Source organism: Mesorhizobium sp. (assembly GCF_965229135.1).
GTDB lineage: Bacteria > Pseudomonadota > Alphaproteobacteria > Rhizobiales > Rhizobiaceae > Mesorhizobium.
Map to the genome: position 1 here is coordinate 4,489,797 of NZ_OZ245860.1, position 17,704 is coordinate 4,507,500.

13 protein-coding genes (1 of these 13 running past the window's edge) are annotated in these 17,704 nt (G+C 63.3%); 10 read left to right on the forward strand and 3 right to left on the reverse strand.

All coding sequences use genetic code 11. The annotated features are described in order from the left end of the window. Position 1: 1 nt before the first annotated feature. Complete coding sequence (locus tag ACO07C_RS21470; RefSeq protein ID WP_421916163.1) at positions 2-487, reverse strand: MarR family winged helix-turn-helix transcriptional regulator; 486 nt, start codon at positions 485-487, stop codon at positions 2-4. A 97-nt stretch (positions 488-584) separates the two neighbouring features. On the opposite strand from ACO07C_RS21470, the gene ACO07C_RS21475 reads away from it, so the two are divergent. Then, entirely contained in the window at positions 585-1,475 is an 891-nt protein-coding gene (locus ACO07C_RS21475; protein ID WP_421916164.1) for a DMT family transporter, read from the forward strand. A gap of 3 nt (positions 1,476-1,478) precedes the next feature. Here the strand turns inward: ACO07C_RS21475 and ubiG are convergent, their stop codons facing one another. Then, a complete protein-coding gene (gene ubiG / locus ACO07C_RS21480) occupies positions 1,479-2,228 on the reverse strand; it encodes a bifunctional 2-polyprenyl-6-hydroxyphenol methylase/3-demethylubiquinol 3-O-methyltransferase UbiG (RefSeq protein WP_421916165.1) in 750 nt (249 codons plus the stop codon). Between the two features lie 327 nt (positions 2,229-2,555). Here ubiG and ACO07C_RS21485 point away from each other — a divergent pair, with 327 nt between their 5' ends. The 9 genes from ACO07C_RS21485 (at position 2,556) to ACO07C_RS21525 (ending at position 16,200) form a co-directional block, all read left to right on the forward strand. Continuing rightward, entirely contained in the window at positions 2,556-3,809 is a 1,254-nt protein-coding gene (locus ACO07C_RS21485; protein WP_421916166.1) for an aspartate kinase, read from the forward strand. Between the two features lie 82 nt (positions 3,810-3,891). Beyond that, complete coding sequence (gene ptsP / locus ACO07C_RS21490) at positions 3,892-6,162, forward strand: phosphoenolpyruvate--protein phosphotransferase (protein ID WP_421916167.1); 2,271 nt, start codon at positions 3,892-3,894, stop codon at positions 6,160-6,162. Positions 6,163-6,171: 9 nt separating this feature from the next. Then, positions 6,172-7,251, forward strand: a complete 1,080-nt coding sequence (prfA, locus tag ACO07C_RS21495; protein WP_421916168.1) for a peptide chain release factor 1 — start codon at positions 6,172-6,174, stop codon at positions 7,249-7,251. Next, positions 7,244-8,113 (forward strand): peptide chain release factor N(5)-glutamine methyltransferase, encoded by an 870-nt coding sequence (gene prmC, locus ACO07C_RS21500; protein ID WP_421916169.1) that lies wholly within the window; start codon positions 7,244-7,246, stop codon positions 8,111-8,113. Before prfA ends, prmC begins: the two co-directional genes overlap by 8 nt. A 314-nt stretch (positions 8,114-8,427) precedes the next feature. Next, complete coding sequence (locus tag ACO07C_RS21505) at positions 8,428-9,330, forward strand: DUF4167 domain-containing protein (protein ID WP_421916170.1); 903 nt, start codon at positions 8,428-8,430, stop codon at positions 9,328-9,330. Positions 9,331-9,551: 221 nt separating this feature from the next. Further along, positions 9,552-12,158: an ATP-dependent chaperone ClpB gene (clpB, locus tag ACO07C_RS21510; protein ID WP_421916171.1), complete on the forward strand. Its 2,607-nt coding sequence runs from the start codon at positions 9,552-9,554 to the stop codon at positions 12,156-12,158. Positions 12,159-12,295: 137 nt separating this feature from the next. Continuing rightward, on the forward strand, positions 12,296-12,655 hold the full coding sequence (locus ACO07C_RS21515) for an MmcQ/YjbR family DNA-binding protein (protein ID WP_421916172.1): 360 nt from the start codon (positions 12,296-12,298) through the stop codon (positions 12,653-12,655). 248 nt (positions 12,656-12,903) lie between these two features. Beyond that, positions 12,904-14,430 (forward strand): L,D-transpeptidase family protein, encoded by a 1,527-nt coding sequence (locus ACO07C_RS21520; RefSeq protein ID WP_421916173.1) that lies wholly within the window; start codon positions 12,904-12,906, stop codon positions 14,428-14,430. A gap of 210 nt (positions 14,431-14,640) precedes the next feature. Next, positions 14,641-16,200 (forward strand): MFS transporter, encoded by a 1,560-nt coding sequence (locus tag ACO07C_RS21525; RefSeq protein WP_421916174.1) that lies wholly within the window; start codon positions 14,641-14,643, stop codon positions 16,198-16,200. Between the two features lie 7 nt (positions 16,201-16,207). On the opposite strand, the gene ACO07C_RS21530 is transcribed toward ACO07C_RS21525, so the two are convergent. Continuing rightward, positions 16,208-17,704, reverse strand: partial view of a M23 family metallopeptidase gene (locus ACO07C_RS21530; protein WP_421916175.1) — the 3' portion only. It continues 474 nt past the right edge of the window; the window shows 1,497 of its 1,971 coding nt (coding positions 475-1,971); the start codon falls outside the window, past its right edge; its stop codon occupies positions 16,208-16,210.

The following is a 17,704-nucleotide window of genomic DNA, read 5'->3' on the forward strand; positions in this document are numbered from 1 at the left end:
TCTAGCTCACGCTTCCTATCAATTTCTCGAGAAGACGAGACAGCGTCTGCTGCTCGGCATTGGTCAGTCCGGCGAGGATCTGGTGCTCGTTGGCAACGTGCGCCGTGACCGCCTCGTCGATCAGTGCGAGACCCTTTTGGGTCAGTTGAACGACGATGCCGCGCCGGTCGTTGGGGTGTGGCCCGCGCGCGATCAGTCCTGTCCTTTCCAGCCGGTCGAGCCGGTTGGTCATGGCGCCCGAAGTCACCATTGTCGCTTCGTAAAGCGCTGTCGGGGTCAACGCATATGGCGCTCCCGAGCGGCGAAGCGTCGCCAGAACATCGAATTCGCCGGATTGCAGGCCGAAGCTGGCGAACAGCGGAGCGAGCCGGTCCCGCGCGATGAGCGAGGCAGCTTCGTTCAGACGCCCGAGCACGGCCATGGGAGAAACATCCAGGTCCGGGCGTTCCCTGTTCCACTGCTCCACGGCCTTTGCCGCTCGATCCATCTGTCTCACCATTAAGTATCTTGACGTTAAGAATCTTTTCGTTATCTTACTCTAGGGCAGAACGTGGCCAAGTGCCATAACGACGACTGGACATCCGATGAAATTTCTCTGGGATTCGGCGCTTGGCCTACTGGTGGTTACCGGTGGCCTGCTTGGCCTGACGCTGCCGTTCGGGAAGCTCGCGACGGCAGCTGGAGTTTCCGCGATGGTCTGGGCTTTCGTCATCTCGGTCGGCGCCGGTGGCGTGCTTCTGGGCGTTATGCTGCTGCGCGGACAGCGTATCCGCCCCAGCCAGCACAAGCTGCGCTATTTTTTCGTGACCGCGGCGGTGTCCTACGCGGCTCCCAACCTCCTGATGTTCTCAGCCATTCCGCATCTTGGCGCCGGCTACACCGGCATCATGTTCACGCTGTCGCCGGTGATTACGCTTGTGTTCTCGATCCTGCTTGGTGTCAGGCGGCCCAACATGCTTGGCATCATCGGCATTGCCGTAGGCTTCGTCGGCGCGGTCATGGTGGCGGTGACGCGTGGCGAGGCCGGCCAGCCGGCGGATCTGTTCTGGGTGCTGATGGGCCTCCTCATCCCGGTCAGCCTTGCCGCCGGCAACATCTACCGAACCGTCGACTGGCCGGACGGCACCGGCCCGATCGAACTGGCCGTCGGCAGCCACCTGGCGTCGGCGACGATGCTGCTCATCGGCATCCTGGCCTTGCAAGGTGGTGGATCGCTTGGCGCATTGGGTGCAGTGCCGCTGGTGGTCGTAGCGCAGGTCGCCTCGGCTTCGGCGATGTTCGCCTTCTTCTTCAGGCTGCAGGCGGTTGGCGGCCCCGTCTATCTCAGCCAGATCGGCTATGTGGCGGCCGCGGTCGGCCTGTTCTCCGGCACGATCTTCCTCGGCGAGCACTATCGTCTGTTGACCTGGCTCGGCGCGGTCATCATTACCGTCGGCGTGTTCATCACCACAAGGGCGCAAAGCCAGAAGGCTTGATGCTCAGACGGAACCCTTTTCCGCCAACACCATGTAGTTGACGTCCATGTCTTTCGACCGATGCCAGCGGTCGGCGAGCGGATTGTAGGTGACGCCGGAACGGTCGATGATGGTAAGGCCGGCACCGCCAAGCGCTCTTTCGAGCTCTTCGGGCCGCACCAGCTTGCCGAATTGATGCGTCCCGCGCGGCAGCCAGCGCAGCACATATTCGGCGCCGATGATGGCCAGCCCCAGCGCCTTCAGCGTGCGGTTGATGGTGGCCACGAACATGATGCCGCCGGGCCGGACCATCTCGCCGCACTTGGCGACGAAGAGATCGATGTCGGCGACATGCTCGACGACTTCCATGTTGAGGATGACGTCGAACTTTTCACCAGCGTCCGCCAAATCCTCGGCTGTCGTGGCGCGATAGTCCACGCTCACGCCGGCTTCGGCGGCGTGCAGCCTGGCCACTTCGATGTTGGTGGCGGATGCGTCGGCGCCGACCACCTCGGCGCCAAGCCGCGCCATCGGTTCGCACAACAGACCGCCGCCGCAGCCGATATCCAGGATGCGCAGGCCTTCGAACGGCCTGGCCGCGCGTGGATCGCGGCCGAAGCGTTCGGCCACCTGGTCGCGGATATAGGACAGCCGCACCGGGTTGAACTTGTGCAATGGGCGGAACTTGCCTCGCGGGTTCCACCATTCGGCGGCAAGGGCCGAGAAGCGTTCCACTTCTCCGGCATCGATCGTCGATCGGCGGGGCTCTGGCATCGATTGGTCTCCTCGAACGCAAGGAAGTCGGTCGTGGGGAGCCGATTGTCAAGGCAGCAATTTCCGGACCCCAGCCGCAATCGAGAAAAGATGTCAGGGCCGGAATGCATCAAAAGCTCGTTATCCACAGGCCATCAAGCGGCGTGCGAAGCGATCCCCGCGGGCAGTCAATGCCTGATGCGGCCCACGGTCCTTGCGGATGGGTCCTGTTTTGGCTAAGGAGGCCCCGCATTCAGCGGCCGGCGTGAGCCGGACGTTTCCTTCCCTTGTTTCGGGATTCCGCTTTTGGGCTGGGATCCGGTATTCAGTCAAAGGCATTTCGCTTCCATGGCGCGCATCGTGATGAAATTCGGCGGGACCTCCGTCGCCGACATCGCCCGCATCCGCAATGTGGCGCGCCACGTCAAACGCGAGGTCGATGCCGGCCATGAGGTGGCGGTGGTCGTCTCGGCGATGGCCGGCAAGACCAACGAACTGGTTGCCTGGACGCGCGAAGCCTCGCCGATGCACGACGCCCGCGAATATGACGCGGTCGTCGCGTCGGGCGAACAGGTCACGGCCGGCCTTCTGGCGATCACCTTGCAGAACATGGGCGTGCACGCCCGTTCCTGGCAGGGCTGGCAGATCCCGATCAAGACCGACAACGCGCATGGCGCGGCGCGCATCCTCGACATCGACGGCGCTTTCCTGATCAAGCGCTTCGGCGAAGGGCAGGTGGCCGTCATCGCCGGCTTCCAGGGCATCGGTCCGGACAATCGCATCGCCACGCTCGGCCGCGGCGGCTCCGACACCAGTGCGGTCGCCATCGCGGCGGCGGTGAACGCCGATCGCTGCGACATCTACACCGACGTCGACGGGGTCTACACGACCGATCCGCGCATCGAACCCAAGGCGCGGCGGCTGGCCAAGATTTCGTTCGAGGAAATGCTTGAAATGGCCTCGCTTGGCGCCAAGGTTCTGCAGGTGCGTTCGGTCGAGCTTGCCATGGTGCACAGGGTGCGTACCTTCGTGCGATCGTCCTTCGACGATCCCGATGCGCCCGGAATGGGGGATTTGCTCAATCCGCCCGGAACGCTCATTTGCGACGAGGAAGAGATCGTGGAACAGCAGGTCGTCACCGGAATTGCCTACGCCAAGGACGAAGCGCAGATTTCGCTGCGCCGTGTGGGCGATCGCCCGGGCGTCGCCGCCGGCATCTTCGGGCCGCTGGCCGAGGCCAACATCAATGTCGACATGATCGTCCAGAACATTTCCGAGGACGGCAAGTTGACCGACATGACTTTCACCGTACCGTCCGGCGACGTCGACAAGGCGCTTGCCGTGCTCGAACGGCTGAAAGCCTCGATCGGTTACGACGTTGTGCAATCGGAGGCCGGCATGTCCAAGGTTTCGGTCATCGGCATCGGCATGCGCAGCCATGCGGGCGTCGCCGCCACAGCTTTCAAGGCATTGGCTGACCGGTCGATCAATATTCGCGCCATCACGACTTCCGAGATCAAGATTTCGATCCTGATTGACGGTCCTTACACCGAACTTGCGGTTCGGACTTTGCATTCCGTCTACGGTCTGGATAAGCAGTAGCAGGACTTGAGTCAGTTGTTGCGTTTGTGCCGGTGCGTAGGGAAGCCGCACTGGCTCCAAACCCATTGGAGAAGAAGCCGCGATGCGTGACACGGCCAGTGGCCCGCGCGTTTTGCTGAAACGGCTCCGCGAGCTCATGCAAGAGCCGCTGGAGCCGCAGGAGCGGCTTGACCGGATCGTGCGCGACATCGCCTCCAACATGGTCGCCGAAGTCTGCTCGCTTTACGTGTTGCGCGCCGATTCCGTGCTCGAGCTTTATGCCACCGAAGGCTTGAACCCGAATGCCGTCCACCTGGCGCAGCTCAGGCTGGGGCAAGGCCTTGTCGGCACCATTGCCGCCAGTGCGCGGCCGCTGAACCTCTCCAACGCGCAGGAGCACCCGGCCTTCGCCTACCTGCCGGAGACCGGGGAAGAGATCTACAATTCCTTCCTCGGCGTTCCTGTGCTGCGGGCAGGGCGCACGTTGGGCGTTCTCGTCGTCCAGAACAAGACGATGCGCCACTACCGCGACGACGAGGTCGAGGCGCTGGAAACCACGGCGATGGTCATCGCGGAGATGATCGCGACCGGAGACCTTGCCCGGCTGACGCGGCCTGGGCTGGAGCTCGACCTGCGCCGCCCCGTCAGTTTCACCGGCCTGTCCTTCAACGAAGGCGTCGGCCTTGGCCATGTCGTGCTGCACGAGCCGCGCATCGTCGTCACCAACCTGTTCAACGAGGACAGCGAGGAAGAAGTCCGCCGTCTCGAAACCTCGCTGGGCTCGCTCAGGCTTTCCATCGACGACATGCTGGAGCGCCGCGACGTTGCGTTCGAGGGCGAGCATCGCCAAGTGCTGGAAGCCTATCGCATGTTCGCCAACGATCGCGGCTGGGTGCGCCGGCTGGAGGAGGCGATCCGCAACGGCCTGACGGCCGAGGCAGCCGTGGAGAAAGTGCAAAGCGACATGCGCGCGCGCATGCTGCACATGACCGACCCCTATCTGCGCGAGCGGATGAGCGATTTCGACGACCTCGCCAACCGGCTGCTGCGCCAGCTGATGGGACGGGGGCCGGATGATGTCGCGGCTTCCTTGCCCAAGGACGCCATTCTCGTCGCCCGCTCGATGGGCGCCGCCGAACTGCTCGACTACCCCAGGGACAAGCTGCGCGGCGTGGTGCTGGAAGACGGTGCCGCGACCAGCCACGTCGTCATCGTGGCGCGCGCCATGGGCATTCCCGTCGCCGGCCAGATGAAGGGCGCCGTTTCCATGGCGGAAAACGGCGATGCGATCATCGTCGACGGCGAAGAAGGCACGATCCATCTGCGACCGCAGCCGGATCTCGAAGCCGCCTACGCCGAAAAGGTCCGCTTCCGGGCGCGCCGGCAGGAAGTCTATCGCGAACTGCGCAAGAAGCCGTCGGTGACCAAGGACGGTGTGCAAGTCGATCTCCTGATGAATGCGGGGCTCGCCGTCGACCTGCCGCAATTGGCGGAGGCCGGAGCTGCCGGCATCGGCCTGTTCCGCACGGAACTGCAGTTCATGGTGGCGTCGACATTCCCCCGCGCCGAAGCCCAGGAAAAGCTCTACCGCGACGTTCTTGACGCGGCGCGCGGCAAACCGGTCACCTTCCGCACCATCGATATTGGCGGCGACAAGGTGCTGCCCTACTTCAAGGGCTCGGTGCAGGAAGAAAACCCCGCGCTCGGCTGGCGTGCCATTCGCCTGACGCTCGATCGGCCGGGACTGCTGCGCACGCAGATACGCGCCTTGCTGAAGGCGTCCGGCGGTCGCGAGCTCAAGCTGATGCTGCCGATGGTGACCGAGCTTGGCGAGATCACGCAGGCACGCGAGATCATAGACCGCGAGGTACGGCATCTGTCGCGCTTTGCCCACCATCTGCCGACCAGCCTGAAGGTCGGCGCCATGCTGGAGGTGCCCTCCCTGCTGTTCCAGCTCGACGAGCTGATGAAGGCTGTCGATTTCGTGTCGGTGGGTTCGAACGATCTGTTCCAGTTCGTCATGGCGGTGGATCGGGGCAACACCCAGTTGGCCAACCGGTTCGACACGCTTTCGGCGCCATTTCTACGCGTCTTGAAACAGATCGCCGATGCCGGCGCGCGCAACAATACACCCGTCACACTGTGCGGCGAACTCGCCGGCAAGCCGATCTCGGCCATGGCGCTGATCGGCCTCGGCTTCCGTTCGATCTCGATGTCGCCGGCCTCGATCGGACCGGTCAAGGCAATGCTGACGGAACTGCCGCTGGACGAGTTGCAGGCTTTCTTCGACGACAATCTGATGGCTCCAGCGCAGGGATTGCCGATGCGGGCTTTGCTGCAAGCCTTTGCCGACGACCGCTCGATCCCATTGTAGCATTTCATCATGATCAACCTGCCCCGCGACCGTATGGATCAAGTCGTCAAGCGTTTCGAAATGCTCGAAGCGCAGATGTCGGCCGGACCGGCGGCGGATTCCTATGTGAAGATGGCATCTGAATATGCAGAGATTCAGGACATGGTCGCCAAGGTCCGGGCGCTGCGCTCCGCCGAACACGAGCAGGCCGATCTGGAGGCCATGCTGGCCGACAAGAGCACCGACGCCGAGATGCGCGCGCTCGCCGAAGCCGATCTGCCGGCGGTCGAGGACCGCATCGAGCAATTGCAAAAGGACATCCAGATCCTGCTGTTGCCCAAGGATGCGGCCGACGACAAGAACGCCATCCTCGAAATCCGCGCCGGCACCGGCGGTGATGAAGCCGCCCTTTTCGCCGGCGACCTGTTTCGTATGTATGAGCGCTACGCCGCCGAGCGCGGCTGGCGCTTCGAGACGGTGTCGGCAAGCGACGGCGATGCCGGAGGCTTCAAGGAAATCATCGCCACCATTTCCGGCCGGGGCGTCTTCGCGCATCTGAAATTCGAATCCGGCGTGCATCGGGTGCAGCGCGTGCCGGCGACCGAGGCCAGCGGGCGAATTCATACGTCGGCGGCGACGGTTGCCGTGCTGCCGGAAGCCGAGGAAGTCGACATCGATATCCGGGCCGAAGACATTCGCATCGACACGATGCGCGCATCCGGCTCGGGCGGCCAGCACGTAAACACCACGGATTCGGCCGTGCGTATCACCCATCTGCCAACCGGCATCATGGTGGTGCAGGCGGAGAAATCGCAGCACCAGAACCGGGCCAAGGCCATGCAGATCCTGCGGGCCAGGCTCTACGACCTCGAGCGCGGCAAGGCGGATGAGGAGCGCTCGGAATCACGCAAGTCGCAGGTTGGTTCCGGCGACCGTTCGGAGCGCATACGGACCTACAATTTTCCGCAAGGCCGTGTCACCGATCACCGCATCAACCTGACGCTCTACAAGCTCGACCGGGTGATGATGGGCGAGCTCGATGAGATCATCGACGCGCTGCTCGCCGATCACCAGTCGAAGCTGCTCGCCGACATCGGCCTTGATGGCTGATCATCCGCCGGAGGCGCTCGGACCATTGCTGCGAGCGGCGCGGGCCCGCCTTGAGGCCGCCGCCGTGGATAGTCCGGAACTCGATGCCCGGCTGATCGTCGAACATTTCTCCGGCACGACCCGCACCCAGGCCATCGCCGACCCGATGCGGCCTGTCGATGCCGTGGCGATTGCCGCCATTGACGCTGCCCTGAAAAGGCGGATCTCCTGCGAACCGGTGCACCGCATCCTCGGCTATCGCGAATTCTACGGGCTGCGGCTGTCGCTTTCGCCGGAAACGCTGGAGCCGCGACCGGATACCGAGACGCTGATCGAAGCAGTGTTGCCTTTCGCCAGGGCAACAGCGGCGAGGGAAGGCGTATGCCGCATCCTCGATCTGGGGACCGGCACGGGCGCCATCGCGCTGGCGCTGCTGTCGGTCCTGCCCGAGGCGACCGCGACCGGCGTCGATCTGTCGGAGGACGCATTGGCGACCGCAAGCCGCAATGCGGAACAATTGGGTTTTGCCAGCCGCTTCAAGACGCTCAGATCCGACTGGTTCGCGAAAGTTTCCGGCCGATACCATGTAATTGCCGCAAACCCTCCCTATATCCCCTCCAGAGATATCGAAAATCTGCAGGACGAGGTCCGCGATTTCGATCCACCCCTGGCCCTTGATGGCGGCGTGGATGGTCTTGGTCCCTACCGGATCATAGCAGCGGACGCTGCGGGTTTTCTGGAAGCCGAAGGCAGGATCGCGGTCGAGTTCGGCCATACGCAACGCAGCGAGGTCACGGCAATATTCTCCGGCGCCGGCTACAGGCTGGCGGGAGCTTTTTCCGATCTCGGAGGAAACGACAGGGTTCTGGTCTTTGAACTGTGAAAGCCCTGATGCAGTGCGAAAAAAAGCGCTTGGCAATGCCGGGGAATGCGGCTAGGGTCGCCTTAACCGGATGAGACGAAGCAGGCAGTGCTCTTAGCGATTCGGTCTTCCTTAGAAATAGCTGCCTTCTTGCGCAAACGACGCCCAAGCTTCGTGCGGGAATCGTCCGGAAAGTGATGTAACCGGAACAGGATGACACGTGGCGCCAACGCAATCGATGCGGGCGAACGCCGGTGAAGAAACGAAACGGTTGGCTGCATGAGCGCCTCCGTCCGTGAAGAGTCTACCGAAAATTTCAAGATGAAGAGAGTTTGATGAGGCCCCAACAGCAGAACAGGCGCATGCGCGGTCGCAACAACAATGGCGGCGGCGGTGGCAACAATAACAATAATAACAACAACAACCGCAAAGGGCCGAATCCCCTGACGCGCAATTACGAGAGCAACGGCCCGGACGTGAAGATCCGCGGGTCGGCTCAGCAGATCGCAGAAAAATACGCCACCCTTGCCCGTGATGCGCAAAGCTCCGGCGACCGGGTCATGGCGGAAAATTATCTCCAGCACGCCGAACACTACAATCGCATCATCGCGGCCGCGCAGGCGCAGATGCCGATCCAGAACGTCCAGCAGAATCGCGACGATTTCGATGATGACGGCGACGAGGATCGCGACGAGTTCGACAATGCTGGCAACAACAATGTCACCGACAACTCCTCGCCCGTGGTCAATCATGGTGCTGGCCCCCAGCCGGTGATCGAGGGTACGCCGGCCGAACTGGCCTTGAACCCGGAAAACGGCCGGGATGGTCGCGGCAATGGCGGGCGCGACAACAATGGCGGGCGCCATCGCGACCGTCGTCCCAACGGCGGCTATGGCCAGAATGGTCAGCGCGGCGAGCAAGGTGATCAGCGCGGCGAACAGAACCGGCGCAACGATGCGCCTGTGCAGGCCGAGGCCGCGCCGGTCGTGGAGCCTGTTTCCGCGCCGGAGCCCGCACCGCAGTTCGATAATTTTTCCCCTGCGGCTCTTGCCGCCCAGGCCGAGCTCAACGAAGCCGCCGCCGAGGGTGGCGCCGCGCGCCGTCCCAGGCGCCCGCGCCGTCCGCGGGTCAGCGCTGATCAGGCAGGCGGCGGTGAAGACAATACAGCCATCGGCGAAGTGATCGCCGCGCCGGCTGAAGGCGGTGACGAGCCTGCGGCGGTTGTCATCGAAAGCTGATCCGGCAATTCCCGGGACTAGCGGACGGCGGGGAGAAATCTCCGCCGTTTTTGTTTTTCCCGCGCTTCGGCTATAATGCATTGACCGACATCAAGGTGTCTTGAGAGACCGTGGCCTACGCACCATATCTGGCGTGAACTGGATTCGGCTCCGATGAGCGGGTCCGTCACCACAATCGGATCCGGTGCCGCAAAGCGGGCCGGTGATGTAAGGAGACAGATATGAACCTTGAGAAATACTCAGAACGCGTACGCGGATTTATCCAGTCCGCGCAGACAATGGCGCTTTTGCGCAATCACCAGCAATTCACGCCCGAACACATTCTGAAAGTGCTCGTCGACGATGACGAGGGCTTGGCCGCCTCGCTGATCGAGCGCGCGGGCGGCAGCGTGCGCGACGTCAAGCTTGGCGTCGAGACGGCGCTGGAGGCGATGCCCAAGGTCGAGGGCGGCAACGGCCAGCTTTACCTGGCGCAGCCGCTGGCCAAGGTGTTTTCGACGGCTGAAGAACTGGCCAAGAAGGCTGGCGACAGCTTTGTCACGGTCGAGCGGCTGTTGCAGGCGCTGACCATGGAGAAGTCGGCCAAGACCGCGGATATCCTGGCCAAGGGCGGCGTCACCGCACAGGCGCTCAACCAGGCGATCAACGAGGTCCGCAAGGGCCGCACCGCCGATTCGGCGAGTGCCGAACAGGGCTATGACGCCCTGAAGAAATACGCGCGCGACCTGACCGCGGATGCCCGCGCCGGCAAGCTCGATCCGGTCATCGGCCGTGACGACGAGATTCGCCGCACGATCCAGGTGCTGTCGCGCCGCACCAAGAACAATCCGGTGCTGATCGGCGAGCCGGGCGTCGGCAAGACGGCAATCGCCGAAGGCCTTGCGCTGCGCATCGTCAATGGCGACGTGCCGGAATCGCTGAAGGACAAGCAACTGATGGCGCTCGACATGGGCGCGCTGATCGCCGGGGCCAAATATCGTGGCGAGTTCGAGGAGCGGCTCAAGGCCGTGCTCTCGGAAGTCACTTCCGCGGCCGGCGGGATCATCCTGTTCATCGACGAAATGCACACGCTGGTCGGCGCCGGCAAGGCGGATGGCGCCATGGATGCGTCGAACCTGCTGAAGCCGGCGCTGGCGCGCGGTGAATTGCATTGCATTGGCGCCACAACGCTCGATGAATACAGGAAGCATGTCGAGAAGGATCCCGCGCTTGCCCGCCGCTTCCAGCCGGTGTTCGTCGATGAGCCGTCGGTGGAAGACACCGTCTCGATCCTGCGCGGCCTGAAGGAAAAGTACGAACAGCACCACAAGGTGCGCATCTCGGATTCGGCGCTGGTGGCGGCGGCCACACTGTCCAACCGCTACATCGCCGACCGCTTCCTGCCCGACAAGGCGATCGACCTGGTCGACGAAGCCGCTTCGCGGCTGCGCATGCAGGTCGATTCCAAGCCGGAGGCGCTGGACGAGATCGACCGCCGCATCATGCAGCTCAAGATCGAGCGCGAGGCGCTGAAGGTCGAGACGGACGAGGCGTCGAAGGACCGGCTCGTCCGGCTGGAGAAGGAACTGGTCGGGCTCGAGGAGGAATCGACCGAGATCACCGCCAAGTGGCAGGCCGAGAAGCAGAAGCTTGGGCTGGCCGCCGATCTCAAGAAGCAACTCGACGAGGCACGCAACGATCTCGCCATTGCCCAGCGCAAGGGTGAATTCCAGCGCGCCGGCGAGCTTGCCTACGGCAAGATTCCGGAGCTGGAAAAGAAACTGAAGGACGCCGAAGCCCAGGACGGCAAGGCCGGCATGGTCGAGGAGGTGGTCACCCCCGACCACGTCGCCCATATCGTCTCGCGCTGGACCGGAATTCCGGTCGACAAGATGCTGCAGGGCGAGCGCGACAAGCTGCTGCGCATGGAAGACGAGATTGGCAAACGCGTCGTCGGCCAGGGCGAGGCGGTGCAAGCGGTCTCGAAGGCGGTGCGCCGTGCCCGTGCCGGTCTGCAGGACCCGAACCGGCCGATCGGCTCGTTCATGTTCCTTGGACCGACAGGCGTCGGCAAGACCGAACTGACCAAGGCGTTGGCAAGCTTCCTGTTCGACGACGAGAGCGCGATGGTGCGCATCGACATGTCGGAGTTCATGGAAAAGCATTCCGTCTCCCGGCTCATCGGCGCGCCTCCGGGCTATGTCGGCTATGAGGAGGGTGGTGCGTTGACCGAAGCCGTGCGGCGCCGGCCCTACCAGGTCGTGCTGTTCGACGAGATCGAGAAGGCGCATCCGGACGTGTTCAACGTGCTGCTGCAGGTGCTTGACGACGGTCGCCTGACCGATGGTCAGGGCCGTACGGTCGACTTCCGCAACACGCTGATCATCATGACCTCGAACCTCGGCGCCGAATATCTCGTCAATCTCGGCGAGGACCAGGATGTCGATCAGGTGCGCGACGAGGTGATGAATGTCGTCAAGGCGTCGTTCCGGCCGGAGTTCCTCAACCGCATCGACGAGGTGATCCTGTTCCACCGGCTGCGCCGGCAGGATATGGGCCGCATTGTCGAGATCCAGCTCAAGCGGCTTGAGAGCTTGCTTGTCGATCGCAAGATCACGCTTTCGCTGGACAAGGAAGCGGTCGAGTGGCTGGCGGCAAAGGGCTATGATCCGGCCTATGGGGCGCGGCCGTTGAAGCGGGTGATGCAGAAGGAACTGCAGGATCCGCTGGCGGAGAAAATCCTGCTCGGCGAAATCCTCGACGGGTCGACCGTCAAGGTGACCGCCGGTTCCGACCGGTTGAACTTCCGCTCGAAGCCGACTGTTGTCGCGACCGAGGCGGCGGCCTGATCAATGGATGTCGCCCAAAAGTGACTTCGGTTTCGGGACAGCGACATGCATAAAAGCAAGGATCTGAAGCGCTTCGCGCTTCAGAATGCCGCGCGTCCACCCTGGACGCGCGGCTTGCTATATTGAAGCGGGCGCGGATGACGCTGGACGACTACAACAGCTTCTGCGCCTCGCTGCCTTCGACGACGCACGTTGTCCAATGGGGTGGCGCCCATGTCTGGAAGGTCGGGACCAAGGTCTTCGCGATCGGCGGCTGGGATGACGGCGAACAGCTCTTCGTCACCTTCAAGTGTTCCGACATCGCCTATGATGTGCTGAAGGAGCAGCCGGGCCTCAGGCCCGCGCCCTACCTGGCATCGCGCGGCATGAAATGGATCCAGCGTCAGACAAGCCAGAGCATGGATGATGACGCCTTGAAGGATTATCTGCGCGAAAGCCATCGCCTGGTCGCGCTGAAGCTGACGAAACAGGCGCGGAGGGAACTGGGGCTCTCCTAGATCAGGATGACGTTTCGTTGAATCGCGATCCTGGTCGATATCTCTGTTGGAGTATGATCTTTTCCGGAAACCGCTTCCCCCTTTTCGGGATCATGCTCTCGCTAATATTCCACGCGGCGCCGGAAAACCGCCATCTTCATGCCCGGTTCATGTTGGAACCATAAGGTGGATTACTGATTTGCTGGCGAAGGGGTTCGCCCAGGATAACGCCGGGCGGCGGCAGTTACGGACCGGAGAGTTTGGCCACCATGTTCCGCACGATCTTCACCGTTTCGGCTCTCGCCGTCGGGCTCATATCTTCCGGCGCGTTCGCCACGCCGATGGTGAACGCCGAGCCGCCTATCGTCCGTGCCGCCGATTCAGCTGGTATCCAGCTTGCCCAGAATGGCAACATCGACGTCTACTACGATGCGCGGGGAAACCGCGTTATCGTCGATGCGGACACCGGCAAGGTGATCGCCATCCAGCCGCCGCAGACGCGATTCGATCGCCGCGCGTTCCGTCGCGACCAGGCAGACCGCAACCTTGGACCGGTGACGAATGACGATGGCTACACTCTCGACAATCCCGACGACACGCCGCGCTGGCGCCGTCAGCGGCTGGACGGGCAGGGCCGGGTCATCGCACCGCCGGCGGATGGATATGATCCCTATGGCGACAATTCAGCGGATGCCTACCCGCCCGCGCCGCAGGATGACGGCAGCTATCGCAATGCCTATCCGGAAGCGCCGCAGCCAGTAAAACCAAGTGTCGCCAAGCCAGACACGATCAAGCGCCAGCCGCTCAACGAGGCTTCGATAGAGCCGGTCCAGCCGGCGGTGCCGGCCGCACCGACCGATCAAACCGCCCCGCCGTCCAATGCTGGTGGCAAGGCTGTCGTCGATCCGTCGCTCTCGCTTGGCGCACGCCAGGATGTCGCTTCCCTGCAGGTTCTGCTTGATCGCGGCGGCGCTTCGCCCGGCGTCATCGACGGACGTTTCGGTTCGAATGTCGACAAGGCGCTCGCCGCCTACAACGAGATCAACGGCACCAACCTGAAGTCCACCGACACGGTCGGAATCCAGGCCGCACTGGCGCAATCCGGCGGCGATGCCTTTGCTTCCTACACGATCACGCCCGAGGACGTGGCCGGTCCCTATGTGGCGTCGATACCTGAAGATTACAGCCAGAAGGCGCAGCTCAACTGCATGTGCTACACCTCTGTCACCGAGGCGCTGGCGGAGCGCTTCCACATGGACGAGGCCTATCTCAAGTCTATCAACAAGGGGCTGGACTTCAACAGCCCCGGCACGATCATCAAGGTTGCCAATTTCGGCAAGCTGGTGTCGACGCCGGTCGCGCGCATCGTCGCCGACAAGACCAAGAAAGAGGTTTATGCCTACGATGCGGGCGGCAAGCTGGTCGCGGCCTATCCCGCGACCATCGGCTCGTCCGATACGCCGTCGCCCACCGGCATCCACGCCGTGTCGCGCATCGCGCTCGACCCGAACTATACCTACAACCCCAACATCAATTTCAAACAGGGCCAGAACGACAAGATCCTCACCATTCCGCCAGGCCCCAACGGACCTGTCGGCTCGGTCTGGATCGCGCTCGACAAGCCGACCTACGGCATTCACGGCACGCCCGAGCCGTCGAAGATCGGCAAGACCGAAAGCCACGGCTGCGTGCGGCTCACCAACTGGGACGCGCGCGAACTTGCAAAACTGGTATCGCCGGGCGTCCCGGTGGAGTTCATCGGCGGATCCTCGGCCAATGACGTTGCGCAGCAATAAGCCCTGGGTCGCCAGAAGCGACCTCGGCAGCGAGATAAGGGCGATGTCGACCGGGAGATAACGACGCAAAGTGCCCCCGCCGGCCTCTCGGTGGTCGTCGGACGGAGCGTCATCGAGGCTGATCTCGCCACGCGGCCAGCGCCCCTGGTTTCAAGACAGCCCATCCCTGGCCGGTTGTTGTCCGTTCGCCGGAGCGCTAAGCAGGCAGCCATGCTGCCCGCAAGCGAAGCCACCGCCGATTCGCCGTCCACCGCGCAACGGAACGGCACGTTCTGCCCGCAATCGCGACGCGGATACGTGCTCGTCGCGGCGATTCTCGCCTCTGCGCTCGGCTTCATCGACGGCTCCATCCTGGCCATCGCCATGCCGGCCATCCGTGTCGATCTCGGCGCCAGCCTCGCCGAGGCGCAGTGGATTTCCAATGCCTACGCGCTGACGCTATCGGCGCTGATCCTCGCCGGTGGCGCCGCCGGCGACCGCTTCGGCCTGCGCCGCGCCTTTGTCGCCGGCATCGCCCTGTTCATAGCGTCGTCACTTGCCTGCGCGGTGGCGCCGAACCCCGCGGTCCTTATCGCGTTTCGCGCCCTTCAGGGGATTGGCGCCGCGATCATGGTGCCGGGCAGCCTGGCGATCATCGCCAAGGCCTATCCCAAAAAAGAGCGCGGCCGGGCGATCGGCATCTGGGCGGCGGCTTCGGCATTGACCACGGCCCTTGGTCCGGTGCTCGGTGGTCTTGTCCTGTCGGCCTTCGGCGACGGCATCTGGCGTGCGATCTTCGCGATCAACCTGCCGCTCGGCCTGATCTCGATCTATCTGCTGGTCACCAAGGTTCCAGCCGACTCACCGGCGCAGAAGCGGAACCTCGATCTCGGCGGCGGCGCACTGGCTACGCTGGCGTTCGGTGCGCTCGCCTATGGGTTGACCTCGATGACCTCCAAGGGCGAGGGGCACATGTCGGGGCCAAGCATTGCGGCCGGCATGGTTCTGCTCGTCGCATTCATCGTCTTCGAACGCCGGCAACGCGAGCCGATGATCGATCTTTCGCTGTTTCGCATCCGGGCTTTCGCCGGCGCCAACATCGCGACCTTCTTCCTCTATTTCGCTCTCTCGGCCAATCTGTTCTACCTGCCGATGCTGCTGATCGCCGGCTGGGGGCTGAGCACGGCCGAGGTCGGCTTCATTTTCCTGCCCCTGTCGGCATCCATCGCGCTTCTGTCAGGGCTCGTCGGTCAGCTTTCCGACAGGATCGGACCGCGCTTCCCGATCGCCTGCGGCAGTCTGATCGTCGCCATCGCCTTTGCCGGTCTTGCCTTGCTGACCCATGCCGGCATCCACAATTTCTGGACCGGGACATTTCCGCTAATGGCCTTGATGGGGCTCGGCATGGCGCTGGTCGTGTCGCCTTTGTCGACCGCGATCATGACCGCGGTGGAAGACAAGGACACGGGGGCCGCGTCCGGCATCAACAATGCCGTCTCGCGAATCGGTGGCCTGATTGCCGTGGCGGCGATGGGGTCGCTTGCCGCCCGGGTCTACGCGAATGCACTCGACGGAAACGCAATGCCCGGCGTTCCAGGCTTTGGCGAACCGGCGCTGGCCGGTCTTGCTCCTGCACTCGACGCGGCAAGGCTTGCCGCAGGCGATGCTGCCTTTGCGGCGGTCGCTTCGGTGACCGCGCTGCTTTGCCTGCTTTCGGCGGTCGTTACATGGGTGACTGTTTCCGGCGAAGCCCTGCCGTGGCCGCGCCACGCCAAGGGTCCGCAGGGCTGAAGCGGCTTCAGCCTTCGATCTTGGCGCTCGCCACCTTGAGCGAATCGCTGTCCTGTTGCTTGAGCAAATCGTCGATGCGCTCGCGCTCGCGCTTGAAGGCCACGAGGTCGTCGCCCTTCAGCACCTTGCCGACCGGCAGGCGCACGCGCATCGAGTCCACCTTTGTGCCGTTGACGATCAACTCGTAGTGAAGATGAGGCCCGGTGGAGAGACCCGTCTGGCCGAGATAGCCGATGACCTGGCCCTGGCGGACGCGCACGCCCACTTCGATGCCTTTGGCGAAGGCGCTCTGGTGATTGTATGAGGTTTCGTAGCCATTGGCATGGCGGATGATGATCTGCTTGCCGTAGCCGCCGGCCCAGCCGGCCTTCTCGATCACACCATTGCCGGCCGCAATGATCGGCGTGCCGATCGGGGCCGCCCAGTCGGTGCCGGTGTGCATGCGCACATAGCCCAGGATCGGATGCTTGCGAGCGCCGAAGCCGGAGGTGAACCGGCCGTTCGGCAAGGGATTGCGCAGCAGGAACTGCTCGGCACTCGAGCCGTTCTCGTCGAAATAATCCGTGCCGCCGTCCTGCATCTGGAATCGGTAGAAGTTCCGCGTCGTGCCGCCGAAGGTCGCCGACACGTAAAGAAGCTCGGATTCATCCGAGGTCTGGTCGTCGCTGTCCGGCTGCGAGAAAAGCACTTCGAGGCGGTCGGAGGGATTGAGCCGGGACTGGAAATCGACATCGGACGCCAACAGCTTGATCAGCCGCTGCGTCATCGCTTTCGACATGCCGTAGGAATAGGCGGCGCGATAGATGCCATCATAAATGTTGGGCAAGTTGCCGCGCACCACGACGGGAGCGGACGAATCATCGAACGCCGTCAGCAATTCCGGATTGGGGTCCGGCTCCTGCGCCGGCACATACTGGCCGCGATCATTGAGCGCGATGGTCACGATGTGCTGGGTCTTGTTGTAGACGCTGGTGCGGACGACCTTGGCGGCATCGCCATGCACCTCGAGCCCGACACGCAGCACGGTTCCGGCTTTCAGCGCCGGTGCATTCAGCAATTTGCCGATCGCCTCGGCCATGCCGGTGGCGTCGTCTCCGGTGTAGCCGGAATTGGCGAAGGCCTCGGTGATATCGAGATCCTTGGTGAAGGGAATGATTTCCTCGGCGAAGGCCGGCGCCTGGTCATCGGTCGCGGCGCGCGGCGCCACCGACACATTTTCGGGCACGATCTTCACATCATAGGAACCGGCTATGCTCTGGCTGAGCTGATCGCCGAAGCGCTGCGGGTCGACATAGTGCAGGGAGGCGACCTGAATGGCACCGTCACCCAAGTCGGTGCCGGTCTCGCGCACCACCTTTTCCACCTCGTCGGCGGAAAGATCGCTCTTTTCATCGAAAGCCGCCGTCTCGATCGGAAAATCGACCGTCTTCAGGCTCATCTCGCTCTCGACCTTGGCGCCATAGATCTGGCCGGCGGTGGCCGTCGATGTGGCTGGCTGTGTAGA